Annotated in this window: 25 protein-coding genes and 1 pseudogene; 12 read left to right on the top strand and 14 right to left on the bottom strand. The window is 64.2% G+C overall.

What is annotated here, in order from left to right; genetic code table 11:
• The first annotated feature begins 107 nt into the window (after window positions 1-107).
• Window positions 108-626, top strand: a complete 519-nt coding sequence (locus JOZ76_RS05235) for a CreA family protein (RefSeq protein ID WP_441299979.1) — start codon at window positions 108-110, stop codon at window positions 624-626.
• Window positions 627-656: 30 nt separating this feature from the next.
• On the opposite strand, the gene JOZ76_RS05230 is transcribed toward JOZ76_RS05235, so the two are convergent.
• Window positions 657-905, bottom strand: coding sequence for a hypothetical protein (locus tag JOZ76_RS05230; protein WP_291697564.1), 249 nt, complete (start codon window positions 903-905; stop codon window positions 657-659).
• Window positions 906-1,270: 365 nt separating this feature from the next.
• Between JOZ76_RS05230 and JOZ76_RS05225 the strand changes: the two genes are divergently transcribed.
• Together JOZ76_RS05225 and JOZ76_RS05220 are read left to right on the top strand one after the other, a co-directional pair.
• Window positions 1,271-1,429 (top strand): hypothetical protein, encoded by a 159-nt coding sequence (locus JOZ76_RS05225; RefSeq protein ID WP_291697563.1) that lies wholly within the window; start codon window positions 1,271-1,273, stop codon window positions 1,427-1,429.
• 12 nt (window positions 1,430-1,441) lie between these two features.
• Window positions 1,442-1,807 (top strand): hypothetical protein, encoded by a 366-nt coding sequence (locus JOZ76_RS05220; RefSeq protein WP_291697562.1) that lies wholly within the window; start codon window positions 1,442-1,444, stop codon window positions 1,805-1,807.
• 71 nt (window positions 1,808-1,878) lie between these two features.
• Here JOZ76_RS05220 and JOZ76_RS05215 read toward each other — a convergent pair whose 3' ends face one another.
• The gene (locus JOZ76_RS05215; protein ID WP_291697561.1) at window positions 1,879-2,121 is read right to left on the bottom strand and encodes a DUF6719 family protein; all 243 of its coding nucleotides are present in this window, start codon (window positions 2,119-2,121) and stop codon (window positions 1,879-1,881) included.
• 110 nt (window positions 2,122-2,231) lie between these two features.
• On the opposite strand from JOZ76_RS05215, the gene JOZ76_RS05210 reads away from it, so the two are divergent.
• The gene (locus JOZ76_RS05210; protein WP_291697560.1) at window positions 2,232-3,512 is read left to right on the top strand and encodes an ArgE/DapE family deacylase; all 1,281 of its coding nucleotides are present in this window, start codon (window positions 2,232-2,234) and stop codon (window positions 3,510-3,512) included.
• A gap of 197 nt (window positions 3,513-3,709) precedes the next feature.
• Here JOZ76_RS05210 and JOZ76_RS05205 read toward each other — a convergent pair whose 3' ends face one another.
• On the bottom strand, window positions 3,710-4,624 hold the full coding sequence (locus JOZ76_RS05205) for a DUF2189 domain-containing protein (RefSeq protein ID WP_291697559.1): 915 nt from the start codon (window positions 4,622-4,624) through the stop codon (window positions 3,710-3,712).
• A gap of 421 nt (window positions 4,625-5,045) precedes the next feature.
• Here JOZ76_RS05205 and JOZ76_RS05200 point away from each other — a divergent pair, with 421 nt between their 5' ends.
• Window positions 5,046-5,453, top strand: coding sequence for a DUF3597 domain-containing protein (locus JOZ76_RS05200; RefSeq protein ID WP_291697558.1), 408 nt, complete (start codon window positions 5,046-5,048; stop codon window positions 5,451-5,453).
• Window positions 5,454-5,518: 65 nt separating this feature from the next.
• Here JOZ76_RS05200 and JOZ76_RS05195 read toward each other — a convergent pair whose 3' ends face one another.
• Window positions 5,519-5,686, bottom strand: a complete 168-nt coding sequence (locus tag JOZ76_RS05195; protein WP_291697557.1) for a hypothetical protein — start codon at window positions 5,684-5,686, stop codon at window positions 5,519-5,521.
• A 162-nt stretch (window positions 5,687-5,848) separates the two neighbouring features.
• Entirely contained in the window at window positions 5,849-6,121 is a 273-nt protein-coding gene (locus tag JOZ76_RS05190; protein WP_291697556.1) for a GNAT family N-acetyltransferase, read from the bottom strand.
• A gap of 223 nt (window positions 6,122-6,344) precedes the next feature.
• Here JOZ76_RS05190 and JOZ76_RS05185 point away from each other — a divergent pair, with 223 nt between their 5' ends.
• The 4 genes from JOZ76_RS05185 to JOZ76_RS05170 all read left to right on the top strand — a co-directional run bounded on the left by JOZ76_RS05185 (window position 6,345) and on the right by JOZ76_RS05170 (window position 9,901).
• Window positions 6,345-6,545: a hypothetical protein gene (locus JOZ76_RS05185; protein WP_291697555.1), complete on the top strand. Its 201-nt coding sequence runs from the start codon at window positions 6,345-6,347 to the stop codon at window positions 6,543-6,545.
• Window positions 6,542-8,170: an acyl-CoA synthetase gene (locus JOZ76_RS05180; protein ID WP_291697554.1), complete on the top strand. Its 1,629-nt coding sequence runs from the start codon at window positions 6,542-6,544 to the stop codon at window positions 8,168-8,170. Before JOZ76_RS05185 ends, JOZ76_RS05180 begins: the two co-directional genes overlap by 4 nt.
• A 3-nt stretch (window positions 8,171-8,173) precedes the next feature.
• Complete coding sequence (locus tag JOZ76_RS05175) at window positions 8,174-9,034, top strand: PCC domain-containing protein (protein WP_291697553.1); 861 nt, start codon at window positions 8,174-8,176, stop codon at window positions 9,032-9,034.
• Window positions 9,035-9,124: 90 nt separating this feature from the next.
• A complete protein-coding gene (locus JOZ76_RS05170; protein WP_291697552.1) occupies window positions 9,125-9,901 on the top strand; it encodes an AAA family ATPase in 777 nt (258 codons plus the stop codon).
• Here the strand turns inward: JOZ76_RS05170 and JOZ76_RS05165 are convergent.
• Together JOZ76_RS05165 and JOZ76_RS05160 are read right to left on the bottom strand one after the other, a co-directional pair.
• Complete coding sequence (locus tag JOZ76_RS05165; RefSeq protein WP_291697551.1) at window positions 9,832-10,545, bottom strand: HAD-IA family hydrolase; 714 nt, start codon at window positions 10,543-10,545, stop codon at window positions 9,832-9,834. The two genes, JOZ76_RS05170 and JOZ76_RS05165, sit on opposite strands and share 70 nt — an antisense overlap.
• Window positions 10,546-10,676: 131 nt before the next feature.
• Complete coding sequence (locus JOZ76_RS05160) at window positions 10,677-10,931, bottom strand: hypothetical protein (protein ID WP_291697550.1); 255 nt, start codon at window positions 10,929-10,931, stop codon at window positions 10,677-10,679.
• Between the two features lie 82 nt (window positions 10,932-11,013).
• Here JOZ76_RS05160 and JOZ76_RS05155 point away from each other — a divergent pair, with 82 nt between their 5' ends.
• The gene (locus JOZ76_RS05155) at window positions 11,014-11,340 is read left to right on the top strand and encodes a PRC-barrel domain-containing protein (protein ID WP_291697549.1); all 327 of its coding nucleotides are present in this window, start codon (window positions 11,014-11,016) and stop codon (window positions 11,338-11,340) included.
• A 159-nt stretch (window positions 11,341-11,499) separates the two neighbouring features.
• Here the strand turns inward: JOZ76_RS05155 and JOZ76_RS05150 are convergent, their stop codons facing one another.
• Together JOZ76_RS05150 and JOZ76_RS05145 are read right to left on the bottom strand one after the other, a co-directional pair.
• Window positions 11,500-11,634 (bottom strand): hypothetical protein, encoded by a 135-nt coding sequence (locus JOZ76_RS05150; RefSeq protein WP_291697548.1) that lies wholly within the window; start codon window positions 11,632-11,634, stop codon window positions 11,500-11,502.
• A gap of 420 nt (window positions 11,635-12,054) precedes the next feature.
• Window positions 12,055-13,404: an aspartate aminotransferase family protein gene (locus tag JOZ76_RS05145; RefSeq protein ID WP_291697547.1), complete on the bottom strand. Its 1,350-nt coding sequence runs from the start codon at window positions 13,402-13,404 to the stop codon at window positions 12,055-12,057.
• Window positions 13,405-13,588: 184 nt separating this feature from the next.
• On the opposite strand from JOZ76_RS05145, the gene JOZ76_RS05140 reads away from it, so the two are divergent.
• Together JOZ76_RS05140 and JOZ76_RS05135 are read left to right on the top strand one after the other, a co-directional pair.
• A complete protein-coding gene (locus tag JOZ76_RS05140; protein ID WP_291697546.1) occupies window positions 13,589-14,581 on the top strand; it encodes an NAD-dependent epimerase/dehydratase family protein in 993 nt (330 codons plus the stop codon).
• A gap of 123 nt (window positions 14,582-14,704) precedes the next feature.
• The gene (locus tag JOZ76_RS05135; protein ID WP_291697545.1) at window positions 14,705-15,874 is read left to right on the top strand and encodes a Gfo/Idh/MocA family protein; all 1,170 of its coding nucleotides are present in this window, start codon (window positions 14,705-14,707) and stop codon (window positions 15,872-15,874) included.
• On the opposite strand, the gene JOZ76_RS05130 is transcribed toward JOZ76_RS05135, so the two are convergent.
• The 5 genes and pseudogenes from JOZ76_RS05130 to JOZ76_RS05110 all read right to left on the bottom strand — a co-directional run.
• Window positions 15,835-16,860, bottom strand: coding sequence for a branched-chain amino acid ABC transporter permease (locus tag JOZ76_RS05130; protein ID WP_291697544.1), 1,026 nt, complete (start codon window positions 16,858-16,860; stop codon window positions 15,835-15,837). The two genes, JOZ76_RS05135 and JOZ76_RS05130, sit on opposite strands and share 40 nt — an antisense overlap.
• Complete coding sequence (locus JOZ76_RS05125) at window positions 16,857-17,711, bottom strand: branched-chain amino acid ABC transporter permease (RefSeq protein ID WP_291697543.1); 855 nt, start codon at window positions 17,709-17,711, stop codon at window positions 16,857-16,859. Before JOZ76_RS05125 ends, JOZ76_RS05130 begins: the two co-directional genes overlap by 4 nt.
• Before the next feature lie 2 nt (window positions 17,712-17,713).
• A complete protein-coding gene (locus JOZ76_RS05120) occupies window positions 17,714-18,418 on the bottom strand; it encodes an ABC transporter ATP-binding protein (protein ID WP_291697598.1) in 705 nt (234 codons plus the stop codon).
• Window positions 18,419-18,423: 5 nt separating this feature from the next.
• Window positions 18,424-19,167, bottom strand: a complete 744-nt coding sequence (locus JOZ76_RS05115) for an ABC transporter ATP-binding protein (protein ID WP_291697542.1) — start codon at window positions 19,165-19,167, stop codon at window positions 18,424-18,426.
• A 230-nt stretch (window positions 19,168-19,397) separates the two neighbouring features.
• Window positions 19,398-19,902, bottom strand: a pseudogene (locus JOZ76_RS05110) (ABC transporter substrate-binding protein); the annotation flags it as partial.

Genomic DNA, 19,902 nt, shown 5'->3' with positions numbered 1-19,902 from the left:
CATGGCCGGGGCAGGCGCAAGACTTTCGGCCCGCGGTTTTCGCGCCTACATGGGCGTCAGTGCCCACGGAGACATTCATGACAACGAAGACCATCGGCCGGCGTCACATGCGATTCGGAGGCCTTGCGCTCGTGCTTTTTGCATGGCTGTCCTGGCCGACCGTGCAGGCCCATGCGGCGGATGAACCCGACCTGATTTTTCGCCGCTCGACGGTGTTCAAGCTGCTCAGCCCGAATGACAAGCTCGCGACCTATGGCGTCGACGACCCTGAGGTCGAGGGCGTGGCATGTCATTTCACCGTGCCGGAGAAGGGCGGGTATACCGGCTGGCTCGGGCTTGCCGAGCAGGTCTCGGACATTTCACTGGCATGTCGCCAGATTGGCCCGATCAAGTTCAAGGGCAAGATGGGGCAGGCCGACGACATGTTTCGCCAACGTCGCTCGCTGTTCTTCAAGAAGATGCAGATCGTCCGCGGCTGCGACGCCAAGCGCAACGTGCTCGTCTACATGGTCTACTCCGACAAGCTGATCGAAGGCTCGCCCAAGAACTCGACCTCGTCGGTGCCGATCATGCCATGGGGACCGTCCGACGCCAGCGTGCAGAAATGCGGCGACTACATTCAGTGAGGCCGGCTTGCAGCGCTTTTTGGAACGCGTTCAGCCCCGTGACGCCAATGTCGGCGAAAGCGTGGCGGCCGATCCCGCCCGTCTTGGATCTCGGCACCCGGTCAGCCGGATGAATTTCTGAGGTGCGGCTTCGTTGCCGACATCGGTGCGCTGCTGCGCCATCGCCGGACACATGCGGCGCGCACGGCGGCTTTGCGGCTGGTGTGGTGCGCTCTCGCGCGCGTCGAGCGCATCGCCGTGCGTCAGCCTGTCGTGAACAGTGATGTCGCCATTGACCATCTCTGCCAGTCCTCGTCGAAATCCAGCGTCCACAGCCTAGAGGGCGCGAATGGCGCCAATAAGTCGGCGCGGAAGAGTTCGGCCTGTCGCGCCACCGTGATGGCAGGAACCCCGCTCGCGCCATCGGGCTCGCGCCGATCCGATCGAAATTCAACCTCATTGCTCGACAATTTTCTTAAGTAACTGGGTAGATTGGCGTTTCCCCTCGCTTTGTTTCGTCCAGGCGAGGCCGACGAAACATTCGCCGGCGCGACGAAACCATTTTGCGACCGTGGCGCAGAACTCTGGAAACGGTGCGTCGTTATCACCCCGTTAACCATGCGGCAAAAGCCGATCCGGGAGACCTCGACGGGAGACTGATGGAAATGCGGCCGCTCAGCCTGATTGTTGCCGCCGGCCTTTTGCTGGCGGGATCGACGATGGCCGGTACAGTCCAGGGGACTCTACCGGGCGTCGGCGCTTTCTCCTATAATGGAACTCCGATCGCACCGGCTGCGCCGTCGGTGATCGTGGCGGCGCGCTAGTTCGGTCAGGACATGATGTTTCGTTTTTGCGCCGTAGCTTTTGCCACCTCACTCCTCACGACACAGGCCGCGCTGGCGCAGGCAAGGCCGCCGCTTCGCCTCCCCGACCCGCGCGCCGATTTCGTGCGGCAATGCGCGCCGCACATGCTCGGGCGCTGGGCACATCCCGAAGAAGTGTGCGGTTGCCTGCTCGACCATGCCGTCGCCATCGTCGAGGACCGCGACCTGCGTGAAGCGCTGCTCCGCGGCATCAGCGAGACCGGCGTTCCCACGATCGAGACCGCTTGGCTGCCACCGGCCAAGCAATCCGAGATCGGTCCGACCTTTACCAAGATCGCCAAGCCGACCCTGCAGTGCATGTTCGATCCAGCAAAATAGGCGCGCTACACGGCGCCGCTCCACGCCGCCAGGTCCATTGCCGGAGCGTCTGAAATCAGCAGACCCGGACTCTATTTCTTCTTCGGACCCAGGCGCGGAATGCATTTTCGCGCGGGCATGATGCCGGTCGGCGTCATTTTCGCTCCCGAAACTTCCTTGACCTCGCCGGCTGGGCAGGTGCCGTCATCGACCAGCACGCGCTGGCCGAGCCGCAGGCCCGTGATGTCCTGCTCCCGCCCGACATATTGCGCCAAAGATGGCGCGGTCAGCGTGATCACCAGTGCGAAACCAAACCAGATGCGTAAAACCGACATCCTGAGCCCATCTGCTTGCATCGGGAGAGTAGGGATGCAGCGTCGATTCTGAAAGGCGCGCCTGCAAAAGCCAGCCCAGGTGTGGTTTGATCGGAACGAAAGGACCGCACATGACCCCGAGCGACAATCAGAAACGAATCATCGAAGCCGTCGATGCCGGCTTCGATGCGCAGCTTGCGACTACGCGTGCTTTCGTCGCAATTCCCTCGACCCGTGGCGCCGAGGCGCCATGCCAGGACATGATCGGTGATCTCCTGCACGCACGCGGCTACGAGGTCGATGACTGGCACATCGACATCGACGACCTGAAGGACCTGCGCGGCTTTGGACCGATCACGCATGATTTTTCCAGGGCGCGTAGCGTGGTCGGAACCTACAGGCCTTCGCGCAGCGCCGGACGGTCGCTGATCCTGCAGGGACACTGCGACGTCGTGCCGGCCGGGCCGCTGGAACTATGGGACACACCGCCATTCTCGCCGGTCGTCCGCGACGGCCGGATGTATGGACGCGGCGCCCTCGACATGAAGTCAGGCACCATCGGCGCGCTCTACGCGCTGGAGGCGATCAAGGCCGCGGGCTTCATGCCGACCGCGCGGATCCACTTTCAGTCCGTCATCGAGGAGGAAAGCACCGGTGTCGGTGCGCTGTCGACACTGCAGCGGGGCTACCGCGCGGACGCCTGTTTCATTCCGGAGCCGACCGGCGGCAGGATGGTGCGCGCGCAGGTCGGAGTGATCTGGTTTCGCCTGAAGGTGCGCGGCCATCCTGTCCATGTCGCGCATGCCACCTCAGGTTCGAACGCGATCATGGCGGCCTATCATCTGATCGAAGCGCTGCAGAAGCTCGAGGCCGAGTGGAACGCGCGCGCTGCGAGCGACCATCATTTCAAGACGCTGGTCCATCCGATCAACTTCAATCCGGGAATCATCAAGGGCGGTGACTGGGCCTCGAGCGTGCCGGCCTGGTGCGATGTCGATTGCCGGATTGCGATCCTGCCGGGCTGGTCGGTCGCCGACTGCCAGAAGGAAATCTTGGCCTGCGTCGCGCACGCGGCGCGCGATCATCGCTTCCTATCCAACAATCCGCCCGAGGTCGAATGGTCGGGTTTCCTTTCGGAGGGCTATGAACTCGCCAATGCCGCTGACGCCGAAGCGGCGTTCGGCACGGCCTATAGTGCCGTCTATGGCGGCGCGGTGCAGGACCTCGTGTTCACGGCGCTCACCGACACCCGCTTCTACGGGCTCAATTACAATATTCCGAGCCTGTGCTTTGGCGCGAGCGGCGAAGCGCTGCACGGTTTCAACGAATATGTCGACCTGGCCTCCCTGCGGCAGGCCACCAAGGCAACCGCGCTGTTCATCGCGGAGTGGTGCGGATTGGAAAAAGCCTGAGCGTCACCGCGAGTCGTCATTGCGAGCCAACCTGTCCGCGCGAAGCGCGGCCGCATGACAGGCTCCGCGAAGCAATCCAGAGATGTTTGCACGACCAGGAAACTGGATCAAATGTATGCAAGATGAACCAAAACGGGAACCGCCGGTCAAAGGCTCGACCGGCGGTTCCTCATCGCATGCGAACCGTGCAGCTGTTGCTAACCGTCGTCCTTGCGCCGCCACGGAAACAGGTTGGCGGGGAAGTCGGCCGCGGGCTTTCGCGCGCGCGGCGGACGGGGCGGGATCGGGCGCGCATTCGGATCAATCGCGATGACCTTGCGGTAGAGATGCCAGGTGGCGTGACCTAGCAACGGAATAACGATGGCAAGCCCAAGGAAGAACGGCAGGGATCCAGCGACCAGCAAGGCCGCGACGATCAGGCCCCAGGCCGCGATCGGCACGGGATTTCGTCCGACGACGCGTAGCGACGTTACCATGGCCTCCAGCGCGCCGGCATGACGGTCGAGCATCAGGGGGAACGACACTACGCTGATGCAGAGAGCGGCCAGTGCGAAGAGAAAGCCAACGCCGCAGCCGACCACCGTCAGCCACCAGCCTTCGGGCGTGGTGAAAACGCGCTGCATGAACTCCTGGAAGCCGGTCGCTCCGCCATAGCCGAACAGGGCGATGTAGATGGCCTGTGCCGTTGCGACCCAGGTCACGAACAGGGCGAGCAGCAATGTGCCGAGACCGAGCATGGCACCGAAGGAGGGTGAGCGAAGCACCTCGAAGGCATCCCATGCGGAGGCTTCCTCGCCGCGCTCGCGCCGGCTGCTCAGTTCGTAGAGGCCGAGTGCTGCGAACGGGCCGACCAGGGCAAAGCCTGCGGCGAGCGGGAACAGCAGCGGAATCACCGCATAGCCGAATACCGCGCGCGCGAGCACCAGACCGAGCACCGGATAGATCACACAGAGGATGATGGCATGGCTCGGGATCGCCATAAAATCGTCCCAGCCAAGCCGCAGGGCGTCGCGCAGGTCGGAGAGGCTGATGGCTCGTATGGAATAGCCAGCCGCGGCATCCTGGGTCGGTTGGACCTGTGGAGAGACATTGCCTTGGTAGGACGTGGCCATGGTCGTTGGCTCCCTTGCGTCGCACCCAGCCCGCACCGACACCGGCGCCAGCGGGCGCAGCTTGAAAACGCTCACGATCAGGCCAGACGCGAGAACCGGCAAGGCCATGTCGCGAACTGATTATTTCAGCATACGCTGAAAGCGACGCCGCGTCCCTCACGCCTCGGTGAAAAAACGTGCCGCGGCGCAAGCGGGGTGAAGTCATTCCGCCGTCATTTTGCCGCGGCTAAGCTTGACCGATGGGTTGTATTCGTTGGCAAGCCGGGCGCCGGCCGCTGGCTTCCGCGGCCGGTGGCCAGGATCGCCGGCGGGCGGCCGGGTCCCTGGCGCAGCCGGCCTGGAACCTGCAATCGGGAACAAAGACGGCAGACACGACGTTAACACTTTACGTGAGCCTCCGGGCTCCATTGGGGAGCATTCGATGAGCATAGTTGGGAAGATTATGGGCGCAATCTTTGGCAGCCATGCTGATGCTGCGCCTGCGAGCGGTGGCAGCGGCGGCACGACGCCGTCAGCTTCCGGGCCGGCCTCGACCGCCGCGCCGTCCGCCGCTCCGGTCGCTCCGCCCCAGAGCGTCGATGTGGCGGCGATCCTGGACAAGGCGGTCGCGGCCAAGAAGGAGAAGCTCGAGTGGCGCACCTCGATCGTCGATCTGATGAAGGCGCTCGATATCGATTCTAGCCTCGCGGCGCGCAAGGAGCTGGCCAAGGAGCTCGGCTATTCCGGTGACACCAATGATTCCGCGAGCATGAACGTCTGGTTGCACAAGCAGGTGATGGGCAAGCTCGCGGCCAACGGCGGCAAGCTGCCGCCGGAGATCAAGCATTAGCCCCGGCCGTCGCACGACCGTGCAAAGGCCGCGTGATGACGCGGGCCTTTCGCACGCGTCAAGCCTTAGTCGTCAGCGCGCGGCTCTGCGCGAACCCAGGCCTCGGCATAGAGCTCGCTACGGCTGCAGCCGATGTCGAACAGCATGCGATCGTCGACCTGGCCGATGCACTTGGCAAGCTCCTGATAGCGAAAATAGCGCCTGATCGCCCCAAACAGAATCCCTAGCAGCATGGCCGATCTCCTCCACCCGTTCCCGCCACGGTTGTATGCGGCGGTCGAAGCTCCTTCCCTCTCTCGAACGGGTTAATGAATATTTGCCGCGGAGCCGATCCCGTAGTCCTACGGTGCAGCGCGGGAGGGCCTCCGCGGTCGTTCATGATGAAGCGCGGTCGTTCAGATAATGAGATCCGCGTATTGCGGATGCTTGCGGAGAAAGTCGGCCACAAAACCGCATCCCGCGATCACCTTATGTCCGTTGGCACGGATCAACTCCAGCGCTCCCTTGACGAGCTCGGACGCGATGCCGCGGCCGCGCAATGGGCGCGGCGTCTCGGTGTGGGTGATGATGACCGCCTGCGGTGTCAGGCGATAATTGGCAAAGGCAATGCCGCCTTCGACGGCGAGTTCGAAACGGTGCTGCGCCTTGTTGTCGACCACGTCGCTCATCGAGTCCCTCCCGAAAATTCCAGTTCTTCAGCACGAGGTGATGCTCTTCGCGGCGAATCTATCGTGACGCCGATCGAACCACCATGATCGATATGGACACCAAGACGCCTCGCTTGCGCACGGCATGCACGCAAGCGGCGCCCTTGCGGGATATCGGCGGATGGCGATAAACAGGGCGCAGATATAGGCCTGCAACCGCGTCCCCTTCGAAAGAGGAAACCTCATGAAGCTCGTGCTGACCGTGCTCGGCGTCATCCTGCTCGTGATTGCCGCCGTCTATTTTCTGGTTCCTGCCGACCAGCTGCCGGGCTTTCTTCCGGGTTATGAGGCCGGCGCGACGCGCGTTCATGTCAAGCACGGCGTTGCCTCCGGTGTGCTCGGTGTGGTGCTGATCGCCGCGGGCATCTGGATGGGACGCAAATGAGCGGCGAGGCCGCCTCCACGACGCCGCTGCGCATGTCGCGCCGGGTCATGAACCTGGCCTACATGCTGACCCAGAACGCGCGCCGCCACGGCGATCGCCCGGGCTTTGTCTGGGGCGAGAAATCCTGGACCTGGCGCGAGATCGATGCCGAGGTCTCCGCGCTGGCGGCAGCGCTTTCCGCGCGCGGCATCGAAAAGGGCGATCGCATCCTCGTTCATTCCAAGAATGGCGAGGAGATGTTCTGGTCGATGTTTGCGGCATTCCGGCTTGGCGCGGTGTGGGTGCCAACCAATTTCCGCCTGATGCCCGACGAGGTCACCTATCTCGCCACCGCTTCCGGCGCAAAGGCGTTCCTCTGCCATGGCGCTTTCCCCGAGCATGCCGCGGTGGTGAAAGGGCGCTCGCTTGCCTTCACCTGGCGCATCGGCGACGAGGGTGGGTTCGGCGAGACGACGGTGCGGCAGGCGATTACGGGGCACGCCGGCGCAAGGGTCGAGAACGCCGCGGTCGAGCACGACGACCCCTGCTGGTTCTTCTTCACCTCGGGCACCACGGGCCGCTCCAAGGCCGCCGTGCTGACCCATGGCCAAATGGGTTTTGTGATCACCAACCATCTCGCCGACCTGACGCCCGGCACCACCGAGCAGGATGCCTCACTGGTGGTCGCGCCGCTGTCGCATGGCGCCGGTGTGCATCAATTGATGCAGACGGCGCGGGGCGCGACGACGGTGCTGTTGCCGAGCGAGAAGTTCGACATTCCCGAGGCGTTCCGCCTGATCGAGTCGCGACGCATCAGCAATCTCTTCACCGTGCCGACCATCTTGAAGATGATGGTCGAGCATCCCGCGGCCGACCAGTTCGATCATTCCTCACTGCGCCATGTCATCTATGCCGGGGCGCCGATGTATCGCGAGGATCAGAAGGCGGCGCTCAAAAAGCTCGGCAGGGTGATCGTGCAATATTTCGGGCTCGGCGAGGTCACCGGCAACATCACCGTGCTGCCGGCCGCGCTGCATGAGGAGGAGGATGGACCGCGCGCGCGCATCGGTAGCTGCGGCTATGAGCGCACCGCCATGCAGGTGCAGATCCAGGACGATCAGGGCCGCGAAGTAAAGCCGTTCGAGACCGGCGAGATCTGCGTGGTCGGGCCTGCGGTGTTCGCCGGCTATTACGACAACCCCGAAGCCAATGCGAAGGCGTTTCGCGACGGCTGGTTCCGCACCGGCGATCTCGGCCACATGGACGAAGAAGGCTTTGTCTACATCACCGGCCGCGCCTCGGACATGTACATTTCCGGCGGCTCCAACATCTACCCGCGCGAGATCGAAGAGAAGATCCTGACCCATCCGTCGATCGGCGAGGTCGCCGTACTCGGCGTCCCCGATCCGATGTGGGGCGAGATCGGGGTTGCCGTGTGCGTGGCGCGCGATGGCGCCGCATCAGTGACCGAAGCCGAGATGGCCGCGTTCCTTGCGCCAAAGGTGCCGCGCTACAAACTGCCGAAACGTTTCTTCTTCTGGGAGGCGCTGCCAAAATCCGGCTACGGCAAGATCCCGAAACGCATGGTGCGCGACGAACTGGAGGCGCGCTGCCTGCTCGACGTCTCCAAGCCGGCGGGCACTTGAGCGATGCGCAGTATCAAGCAGCCCGGGCCGCCCGCGGCCGAGCGCATCCAGTGGGTGGCCGCACGCGGCCGCGGCTTTTCCTTCACCCTCGAAGCCGGCCAACCGCTGCTCGAGGCGGCCCGGGGCGGTTTTGCCGCGGAAGGCTTTTCCGGCGGCGTGCTGAACATCGCCGGCGGCGCGCTCGGACCATTCGCATATGTGATGCCGGCGCTGTCGAAAACCGCTGCGAACGCGGCGTTCTACAGCCAAACTTTTCGTCCCGAGGGCGTCACGCGTCTCAACACTGCGACGATGACACTGGGTGTGCGCGATCAGGCTCCGTTCTTCCACTGCCATGGACTGTGGATGGAGCAGGGTGGCCGCGCCGGCGGCGGTCACATCCTGCCGGAGGAGACACTTGTTGCCGAACCCTTCGGTGTGGAAGCGTTTGGCATCGACGGCGCCGTCTTCGCAGCCGAGCCCGACGGCGAGACCAATTTCAAGCTGTTCGGTCCCGTGGCCGCGCCTCTGAGCGGCGCCCGCGCAGAGACGCCAGCATTTGCGCTGCGCCTGAAACCCAACCAGGATTTTGCCGGCGCACTGGAAGGTTTTTGCCGGGAGCGCGGCATTGCACAGGCAAGAATTCGCGGCGGCGTGGGCTCGACCATCGGCGCGCGCTTCATTGATGGACGCATCGTCGAGCCGTTTGCGACGGAATTGACGGTGACCTCCGGCCACGTCGCGTCCACCGCCGATGGCGCACTCGCAGCCGAGCTCGACGTCGCGCTGGTGGATTACACCGGCGGTCTCGCCAAGGGGCGGCTGGTCCGCGGCGACAATCCCGTGCTGATGACCATGGAGCTGGTGCTGGAGGTGCTGACCTAAACAACGCCCCTAATCTCCGCGCGAATGTTCTTGTTGCGTTCCGTGCGCTGTGCCACAAATATCTTCGCACCTTGCACCGATGGGGGCCATGTGAGCTCGCGGAAGAAACGCGCCATCAACCTGCCCGCGCCCTATCTCAGGCGGCTGTGGCTCGAGCCTTCGCGCATCACGGACCGCACCATGTATCCCTTTTGCCTGCCATTCCTGGGCGACGATTTCGAACTCCGCTTCGAGCGCGCCATCACCATCATCGTCGGCGAGAACGGCGCCGGCAAATCGACGCTGCTGGAGGGCATCGCCGCGCTTGCAGGCTACGACGAAGCCGGGGGCGGCAAGGGCTACGTGACCGTCGACCATTCCTCGGCGCGCGAGAAAATGGGCGGGGAGCTTTCGAAAGCGCTGCGCGCAAGCTGGCTGCCAAAAATCGCCCGCGGCTGGTTCTTCCGCGCCGAGAGCTTTTTCTCGGTTGCGCGCTATCTGGACCAGATGGCGCTGGAGGATCCGATAGGGCGAGCGCTCCCACCCGACTTCCTCTCGCATTCCCATGGCGAGGGTTTTCTGCGTTTCTTCGAGGAGCGCTGCCAGCGCCAGGGCATCTACATGTATGACGAGCCGGAATCGGCGCTGTCGCCGGCGCGCCAGATCGAATTCCTAAAGCTGATGCGGCGGATGGACGACAGCGGCCATTGCCAGGTCGTCATGGCCACGCATTCGCCTGTGCTGATGGCCTATCCCAATGCGACGCTGCTGCGGCTCAGTAAATACGGGCTGGAGCCGGTGACGGTGCAGGACACCGATCACTTCAAGGCGATGCGCGAGTTCTGCGCCGATCCCAAAGGCTTTGTCGAGGCGGCGCTGTCGGAGTGAACGCCGGCTCCGGCTGCGCCCGCGAGCAGCGCGCGGGGAATGTCGGCAATCTCGGCGAAGACCAGGTCGGGTTTTCGCGCGCGCAGTGCCGCAGGCGCCGCGTAGCCCCAGGTGACCGCGCCGCAGGCGATTGCGTTGGCGCGTGCCGCCTCGATGTCGCGGGTCTCGTCGCCGATCGCAATCGCCTGCGCGGCATCGACACGCGCGCGCCTGAGCACGCGGCGGAAGCGGGAGGGCTTTCCGAACAGCGCGGCCGTGCAGTCGTAATGTGCAAACAGCGCGGCCGCCGGCCCCAGCTTGCGGCGCGCATTGGCCTCGCTGTCGGAGGACACCAGCGCCAGGCGCAGACCGTTGTCGGACAGCACCTGCAGCATCTCGGCGACGCCGGGAAACAGCGGAATGTCTTGCGCCTGTTCGGCCTTCAACTGCCGGAAGTGGCGCGCGACCCGCGGCAGCTTCCAGCGCGGGATTTCGAGCTTTCTCAAAATCTCCGATGTCGAGCCATGACGCAGCGCGTCCACCTCGTCGGCGGCGACCTTGCGGAAGCCAAAGCGGTCGGCGACCTCGTTCAGGTTGCGCATGAAGAACGGAAAGCTGTCGACCAGCGTGCCGTCGAGGTCGAAGATGACGAGGGAATAGGGCATCAGGGGTCGCGGGGCGGGAGATACCGAGCCTATTGCGTGGTGCCGAAATAGGGAAGGCGGACCAGCTTGCGAAATTCATCTGACGGACGCCGGTGAGACGACCTTGATCAAGCTGCGAGGCGGCGGGAACTTCAACCCGCCTCGCGGTTCTGCCAAAATCCTTTCAAAGGAGGCCGCGGCAGCGGACCCGAACTGTCTCCGGCGAACTGCCAGGCCAGCACGACCTCCTCGCCGGCTTTGTTCCCGTCGATGATGTGCGGGCACAGCGCGCGTGCGGCCATCATAGACGCGGGTGACCTGTTGCTGGCGAGGATTGCGTTGCGGAATAGCGCGTAGGTAGTAGAAGCCATGAGGGCAGGATTCCAGCGGCCGACTGGTTGGTCCATCGCGGCTGGGGGATCTCGAACCACCCTGCCGTCGCATTCATGATATAGTGTCGCCAAGCAGCAAGCGAACGGGGAGGACGCCATGACTCATACCCTGGTTCCCAGTGATCGCGTCGAGCATGCCGCCGTATTCGGGCGTGACGGCGCAAAGCTCGGCACAATCGAGCGGCTGATGCTCGACAAGGTGACGGGAACGGTGGCCTATGCGGTCATCAAGACCGGCGGGCTGCTCGGCAGCCATCACCATTATCCGGTGCTTTGGAGCGCGCTCAGCTATGACTCCCATCGCCGGGCCTACAAGACCGAGCTGACGGTGGACGACCTGTGCAGCGGTCCATGCGAGCTCGACGGCGACGCTTTCGACTGGGGCGACCGCTCGCGCCCGCACGCGCAGTACTGGACGGTGTAGGGGCGAAAAACCGGAAAGATATGGCCGGTTGAGCGGCAGCGCACCATCCGGCTTGAGCTTGATGGGTTCGCGGAGCGAACCCATCATGGGCCGTTGCCATCCGGGCGGTAGGCATCGCTTGCGCTCAACCCACCCTATAGATTTGAGCGTGAAGCGCCGCTATTTCTTCGGAACCTGCGGCTCACTCACCTGATCGGCCGGCGGGAAAATCTGCTCATAGATCGCGCGGGCTTCGCGGATGAGGCGGGCCCGCTCCTGCTCTGATTTTGGGACAAAGCGTACGATTTCGCCCATGTTCGCTCCGCGTTTCGGAAGGACGTGTCCACATCAGCGAAGCGAATATCGTGCCACTGCACGCCCGGTGGAATTACGAGCGTGCCGTTACGGTGCGCGGCGGGCTCCAGCGCCGCGATTCGGTCTTGGTTGCAGCCCCGCTATTTGAGCGCAACGGCATACATCAGGCCGCCCAGCTCCACAGCCCGTTCAGCCACGCGCGAGTTTCAGCGGGCTCGCCTGGCCTGCGTTGCGCTCAAAATCCCGCCGTAATTGCCGCCGGCCTGGATCGCCGATAGCAGCCATTTTTCGTCGAATCCGAGCCGCGAGCCGAGATCGCCCGACGTGCGTCGCTACCGAAGGCGCATGGATCGTTGCAAGAAGGCCCGCCGCGATAATCAGTTGGTGTTCATCTTGCTCTGCTCAACAATGGACGCGTCTTTAATGATTGATGCTCCGCAATGCGCTGTCGACCGCTATACCGAGCCGGTCCACGATCATGTCGATGTCTTCAGGCGTGGCGATATAGGGAGGCGCCAGCAGCACATGGTCGCCGCTCTTGCCGTCCAGCGTGCCGCCGGAGGGATAGCAGGCGAGCCCGCCCTCGAACGCGGCGGCCTTGATCTTCTGGTGCAGCTTTTGCGCGGGACTGAACGGCTCGCGAGTGCCGCGATCGGCCACCAGCTCGATGGCCCGGAACAGGCCGCGGCCCCTGATGTCGCCGACATGATGATGGTTACCAAAACGCTCCGTCAGCCGCCGCTCGAGATGTTTTCCGAGCTCTTTGACGCGGTCCAGCAGGTTTTCATCGCGGATCACGCGCTGCACTTCCAGCGCCGCGGCGCAGGCCAGGGGATGGCCGAGATAGGTATGGCCGTGCTGGAATGCGCCGGAACCTTTTCGGAGCGTCTCGATGATCTCGCCGCGGGCAAGCATCGCACCGATCGGCTGATAGCCGCCGCCGAGCCCCTTGGCGACTGCCTGGATGTCCGGCGCGGCAGTTTCCTGCTCCCAGGCATGCGTGGTTCCGGTGCGGCCCATGCCGCACATCACCTCGTCGAGGATGAGCAGCGCGCCGTGACGGTCGCAGATCTCGCGCACCATCCGGAAATAGCCCTCCGGCGCCGGCACGCAGCCGGCCGTCGCGCCGACCACCGGCTCGGCGATGAAGGCTGCCACGGTCTCGGGACCGAGCCGCTCGAACTCAGCCTCGAGCTCGGCGGCAAGCCGCGCGACGAAATCGAACTCGCTCTCGCCTTCGCGCTTCTCGTGATAGGCGAATGCTGGCGTCACATGGCTGAAGGCCGATGCGAGCAGTGGCGCATAGGGCTCGCGGCGCCAGGCATTGCCGCCGGCGGCCAGCGCTCCCAGCGTGTTGCCGTGATAGCTCTGCCGTCGCGCGATGAAATGCGTCCGCCGCGGCTCGCCGCGCTCGACAAAATACTGCCGCGCCAGCTTGATCGAGGCTTCGATCGCCTCCGAGCCGCCGCTGACGAAATAGACATAGGCAAGGCCGCCGGGCTCGTGGCCGACCAGAAGCTCGGCGAGCTCTTCCGCGGGCTCGGAAGTGAAGAAAGCGGTGTGGGCATAAGCGAGCTTTGAGGCCTGTCGCGCGATCGCATCGAGCACGCGCGGATGCTGATGGCCAAGGCATGACACCGCCGCGCCGCCGGAGGCGTCGATTACACGCCGGCCGTCGTGGGCGATCAACCACACTCCTTCGCCACCGAGAGCGAGCGGCGGCGTCTCGCGCAGGCTTCGGTGCAACACGCGGCTCTTGCGGGCGCTCATGACTCGACCTTCCCTAGGATAATGTGAGTTTGTGGCAAGCCGTGTCCCGCCGCAAGCGTATCTCTGGGCAGCGCCAAAACCACCCCTTTTTCAAGGATTCCTGCGCTGGGACGATGCTCCCCGCCGAACGAGGTGCTAGGTTTGTTGCATCGAAAGCAATCATATCAGTCGGCAGGGCCGTATCATGCGTCTGTTGATTCTCGGCGGCAGTCAGTTTCTTGGGCGTGCGATTGCAACCCACGCCTGCGCCATGGGACACGACGTGACGTGCGCGGCGCGGGGGCTCGCGGGCCCGATTGCGCAGGGCGCGCGCTTTGTTCGCATCGATCGCGATGCGTCCAATGGTTTTGAGTCGCTGATGCGCGAAGAGTTCGACGCTGTGGTCGACGTCTCCCGACATCCCGGCCAGGTGCGGCGCGCCGTCGCCGCACTCAAGCGGCCGAGCGTGCATTGGACCTTCGTCTCGACGGTCAGCGTCTATGCGGACAATCGCACGCCCGGGCAGCGGGCGGACACGGCACCGCTGCGTCCACCCACCGCACCGGAGGTCGAGGAGAGCAGCGACGAAACCTATGGCACCGCGAAGGTCGCATGCGAGCAGGCGGTGGGCGAAGATGCGTTCATTTGTCGGGCGGGTCTCATTGTCGGACCCGAGGATCCGACCGGTCGCTTCACCTATTGGCCGGCACGGCTGGCGCGGGGAGGCGACGTGCTGGCGCCGGGTGCGCCCGAAGATGCGGTGCAGTTCATCGATGTAGGCGACCTCGCGCAGTGGATCGTTCATGCCGCAGAGACGGGCTTGACAGGCATCTATGACGGAATTGGGCCACCACTCACGCGCGGCGCGTTGCTGGCCGAATGCGCGGCGGCGTTGGGCGCGTCCTGTACGTTCACCTGGATCGACCGTACGTTCCTGGAGCAGCACGACGTGCGGCGCTGGGCCGGCCCGCGGTCGCTCCCGCTGTGGCTCCCGTTGCCGGATTATGCCGGCTTCGCGACCCGCGACACGACGCCGGCACGCGATGCCGGCCTCACCATGCGCCCAGCGTCGGAAACCGCGCGCGACACGCTCGCTTGGCTGCGGGCGAGCAACGGTCCGGTCGTTGGTCTAACTCCCGAGGAAGAGGGGGACGTGCTCGCCGCATGGCATGCGAGGGGCGAGCCGACCGGAAGCTGAAGTGCGGAGCATGAGGCTTCCGATGCTGCACCAGTTGAAACCGATCGCACGAGGATCTACCAGAGAGGGGGTTCCGATTGGCGATGATCGGGTACTGACCAGCGTTAATCGGAGGCATCTGCGTTGAGGAAAATCAGGATCGGTCTGGTTGGGTGCGGCTTCGTTGCGGAGCTGCACATGCATGCGTACCGGCGCGTCTATGGCATCGATGCCGAGGTGGTCGCCGTCGCAGCACGCGGCAACCAGGTCGTCGACTTCGCGAAAAGGCATCGCATCTCCACGACGTATCGGAGCTTTGCCGACCTGATCGCCGATGGCGCGATCGACGTCGTCGACATCTGCACGCCGCCCAACCTGCACGCGTCGATGGTCGTTGCAGCCATGCAGGCCGGCAAGCATGTGATCTGCGAAAAGCCTTTTGCGGGCTATTTTGGGCGCCAGGGCGATCCGGCGCCGATCGGCCGGCACGTGCCGAAGGCGCTGATGTATCAGCGCGTGCTCGAGGAGATGGAGGAGACGCGTGCGGCGATCGAGAAAACCGGAAAACTCTTCATGTACGCGGAAGACTGGATCTATGCGCCGGCGGTAACAAAGACCGCGGAGATCCTCAAGGCCACGAAGGATAAGGTCCTGTTCATAAAGGCGGAGGAGAGCCACAGCGGTTCGCACGCGGCGCACGCGGCGAAGTGGGCGACGACGGGCGGCGGTTCGCTGATCCGGATGGGATGCCATCCGCTCTCGGCCGTGCTCCATCTCAAGCAGGTCGAGGCACGCGCGCGGGGCGAGGCGATCGTTGCTGCGAGCGTGACCTGCGACGTCGGCAATGTCACCGCATGTCTGAGGCCCGACGAACGCGCCTACATCAAGGCCAATCCGGTCGACGTCGAGGATTTTGGGATGCTCACCATCACGTTCTCCGACGGCACCAAGGCGGCGGTGTTTTCGGGTGACATGATCATGGGCGGCGTGCGCAACGTGATCGAGACCTATACCTCGGGCGGTTCGCTGTTCGCCAACATCACGCCGAACACCCACATGATGAGCTATCAGACCTCCGAGGAGAAGCTCGCCTCCGTCTACATCACCGAGAAGGTCGACCGGAAGACCGGCTGGCAATATGTCTGCCTCGAAGAGGAGTGGACGCGTGGCTATCAGCAGGAAATCCAGGATTTTATGGAGTGCGTCGCGACCGGGCGGCAGCCGCTGTCCGACCTGGCGCTCGCCTTCGAGACGATCAAGGTCAACTACGCCGGCTATTGGGCCGCCGAAGAGGGGCGACGCGTCACGCTCTGAGGCGTTTCGGTCGCGTTCGCCTTGGCCGGCGCGCGGCGCGGCAGCGTCACGCGCTGCAAGGCGCCGACGATGCCCTGGGGCATGAAGATGATGCAGAGCACGAGCAGGATGCCGTAGATCGTGTTGGCGGCGCCGATGAAATTGGTGCCGAACCACACCCGAAGGCCCTCGGTCAGCGACAGCGTCAGCAGGGCGCCGACGCTTGGGCCGAGCAGTGAATAGACCCCGCCGGCGATCGCCGCGAACACGATCTGCAGCGACACCGCGATCCCCGCCACCGTCTCGGGATTGAGATACATCACATATTGCCCGTAGATCGCGCCGCCGAGCGCGGTCAGGCCTGCGCTGATGATGGTGACGCGCATCTTCGCCCGCATCACGTCGATGCCGATGGATGCTGCGGCGTCCTCGTCTTCCGAGATCGCCTCGAGCGCCTCGCGCCCGATCCCGCGATCGATCCAGCGCCAGATTGCAAGCCCGGCCAGCCAGAGCAGCACTGCGATGGCGTAGAAGTAGCCCTTCTCCGGAAACTGCAGGGCATACCAGGAATGCCCGACCGCCTTTTGCGTAAATCCGAGCGAGCCGCCGGTGACGTCGCGCGCCGCGACCAGCGAAAGCAGCACGACCTGGCTGAGCGCCAGCGTCACCAGCGCAAAATAGTGTCCGACCACCCGGCGGCGGAAGCAGGGATAGCCGACAACGGCAGCGAGCAGCACCGCTGCGATGATGCTCAAGGGAATCCCGAGCCAGGGCGTCAGGCCGTAAAAATTCCAGAGCAGCGCCGGCACATAGGCGCCGACGCCGAGGAAGGCGCCGTGGCCGAAGGAGACGAAGCCGAACCGGCCCATCAGGGCCCAGGCGGTGTAGATGAAGGACCAGATCAGGATCTGGATCACGAGGTGCAGGAAATAGGGCGGCAGGATAGCCGGGATTGCGCTCAGGACCGCGAGCAGGACGATGGCTGCGACGAGGCGGCTGCCGCTCATGGCGCAAACAGTCCCCGCGGCCGGATCAGCATCAGCACGATGAAGAAAGTGAAGGCGAAGACATAAGAGAGCTCGGTGCTGCCGTAGTAGCCGCCGATCGCGATGATCTGGCTGATGACGAAGGAGGCGATGAAGCCGCCGATCATGTTGCCGAGCCCGCCGAGCACGCAGATCATGAAGATGACCGGACCAAACGTGTTGCCGATGAACGGATGCACGTCGTATTGCAGCGCGAGCAGGCAGGCCGCCAGTCCCGCCAGCGCACCGCCGATGGCGGAGACCGCCAGATAAATGCGGCGGTCGTCGATGCCCATCAATCCGACGATCTCGCGATCTTGTGCGATGGCACGGATCGCGGTGCCCAGATAAGTGCGCTTGAGGAAGAAATAGAGCGCAACCGCGCCGACCAGGCTGATCGCAAAGGCGATCAGGCGGGCAAAGCTCAGATACATGGTGGCAACTTCCAGCACCGGCAGTCGCACGCCGATGTTGCGGAAATCGGTCCCGAACAGCAGCGTTGCAAAGCTCTGCAGGAAGAATAGCAGCCCGCCCGTCGCCAGGAGCTGATTGAGCGGCGGCGAGCGCAGCACGGGCGCAATGATCAGGACGTGGACGAGCACGCCGAGCCCGGCAAGGCCTGATATTGCGATCGCGCAAGCGAGCGGCAGGGGAACGCCATATTGGGCGTAGAGAAAATAGATCGCATACATGCCGCACATCACGATGTCGGCGTAGCAGATCCAGACCACGTCGACGACGCCAAAAATCAGGTTCAACCCGAGCGCCAGCAGCGCCAGCACGCCGCCGAGCAGGATCCCGTTGATGATGGCTTCGAGGAGATAGATGTCCATCGCTAAAGCCCCATATAGGCTTCGCGGATGACGCTGTTCTGCTTCAGCTCCGCTGCGCTTCCCGCAAGCCTGATGGCGCCGACTTCGAGCAGATAGGCACGATCAACGACCTCGAGCACCTGCTGCACGTTCTGCTCGACGATCAGCACGGTGAGGCCCTCGGCGCGGATTTTCCGCACCAGCTCGAACACCTGGGCCACGACCAGCGGCGCCAGCCCGGCCGACGGCTCGTCCATCAACAGCACCTTTGGTTTCGACATCAGCGCCCGCGCGATCGCGCACATCTGCTGCTCGCCGCCGGACATGGTGCCGGCAAGCTGGGCGCGGCGCTCCTTCAGCCGCGGGAACAGCTGATAGACCCAGTCGAGCCGCTCGGAAAAGCGCGCGCGCGCTGATGGGATGAAGGCGCCGATCCGCAAGTTCTCCTCAACGGACAAAGCAGGGAACAGGCGCCGGTTCTCCGGCACATGCGCGATGCCCTGTTCGACCACCTGATGCGCCGGCAGGCCCGTGATGGCGCGGCCTTCGAGCGTCATTGTCCCCTCGTGTGCCGCGATCAGGCCGGAGATGACCCGCATCAGCGTGGTCTTGCCGGCGCCGTTCGGGCCGATGACGCCGACCGCCTCGCCGCGCTTAATCTCCAGCGAGACACTGAACAGCGCCTGGAACGATCCGTAAGCAGCTGAGACAGAGGAGAGCGCGAGCATGCTGGTCACACCGGTTGTGCCCTCTCGCCGTGTGACTTGCCGAGATAGACCTCGGTGACGCGGGCATCGATAGCCGCATGCGCCGGCTCGCCCTCAAAAATCTTTTCGCCGTGATCGAGCACGATCACGCGGTCGACGACCCGCATCAGGACACCCATGATGTGCTCGACCCAGATGATGGTGATGCCGAGGCGCTTGCGGATGTCGCCGAGCAGATCGGCCGCGCGCTCCATCTCGGCGCGATCGAGCCCGCCGAGACTTTCGTCGGCGAGTAGCAGCTTTGGCTTCGTGGCAAGGGCGCGGGCGAGTTCGAGTTTTTTCAGCGCCGACGCACCAAGGCCGAGCGTGGTCGCCTGGGGATCGCAGGGCAGGCCGACCAGTTCGAGCACCTCCCTGGCGCGATGTTCGGCTTCTGCGCGCGAAAACCGGCCGGCCTCGCCGTAATAGGCCGAGAGCGTGACGTTCTCGACCAGCGACAGCTTGCGGAACGGCCGTGGGATCTGGAACGTCCGCCCGATGCCGCGGTGACAGATCATGTGAGCGGGCAGGCCGCCGATCTCGGCGCCTTCGAGACGGATCGAACCTGAGGACGGGCGCAGATTGCCGGCGATCAGGTTGAACGTCGTGCTCTTGCCGGATCCGTTCGGACCGATCAGACCGAGAATCTCGCCGGCACGTACCTCGAAGGACACCTGGTTGACAGCCAGAAAGCCGCCGAACCGTTTTGATAGACCTTCGACGGCGAGCATCGGCGACTACACCCTGGTGAGGTCAGGTTGACACTGCCGCAGCGCCGACGGTCGGCTCCCCCCTTGCGGGGAGAGGGCTGGGGTGAGGGGGAGTCTCAGGGGCCTGAGCTCGCGGAAAGTCCCCCTCACCCGAAATTCCCGCGTGCCGCGTGAATTTCGACCTCTCCCCGCAAGCGCGGAGAGGTGAAGAGCGTCCGCATTCTGGCCGATCTGGAAAGCCGCGCCATACGCTACGCCGCGTAGATCGAGGACTTTGGCAGTGGGAAGACTGGGTCTTGGGTGCGGATATTGGTCGGCCAGACCACCGAAATATGTTCGCCGGCATTTTGCATCACGACCGGTGTCGAGCGCTCGTTCTGGCCTGACAGCGGCGTGCCCGGCGGGAAGAACTTGACCCCGTAGCCCTGGATGGTGCCGCCGGGCGGGATGTCGACGTCGAGCGCCGCCTTGCGAACGGCTTCAGGATCGAAGCCACCATATTTTTCCTTGGCGACGGGCAGTACGTTGTTGAGCAGCACCCAGGTCTGATTGAAACCCATCGAACAATGCGGCGGCACGTCGGTTGCGCCGGTCTTGTGCTTGTAGCGCTCGACCATGGTCTTGATGAGGTCGCCGAGACCGGGAGCGAGCTTTGCCGAATCGAGCAATTGCGCCGGCACCGGATCGATGTTGCAGAAATTGTCGATGTCGGCACCAAACGTGGTGCGCAGCTTGTCGAGCTGGCTGTAGCCGGCG

Source organism: Bradyrhizobium sp. (assembly GCF_019244115.1).
Lineage (GTDB): Bacteria > Pseudomonadota > Alphaproteobacteria > Rhizobiales > Xanthobacteraceae > Bradyrhizobium.
The sequence above is the reverse complement of the archived record's forward strand: the minus strand, read 5'-3'. Positions and strand labels throughout refer to the sequence as shown.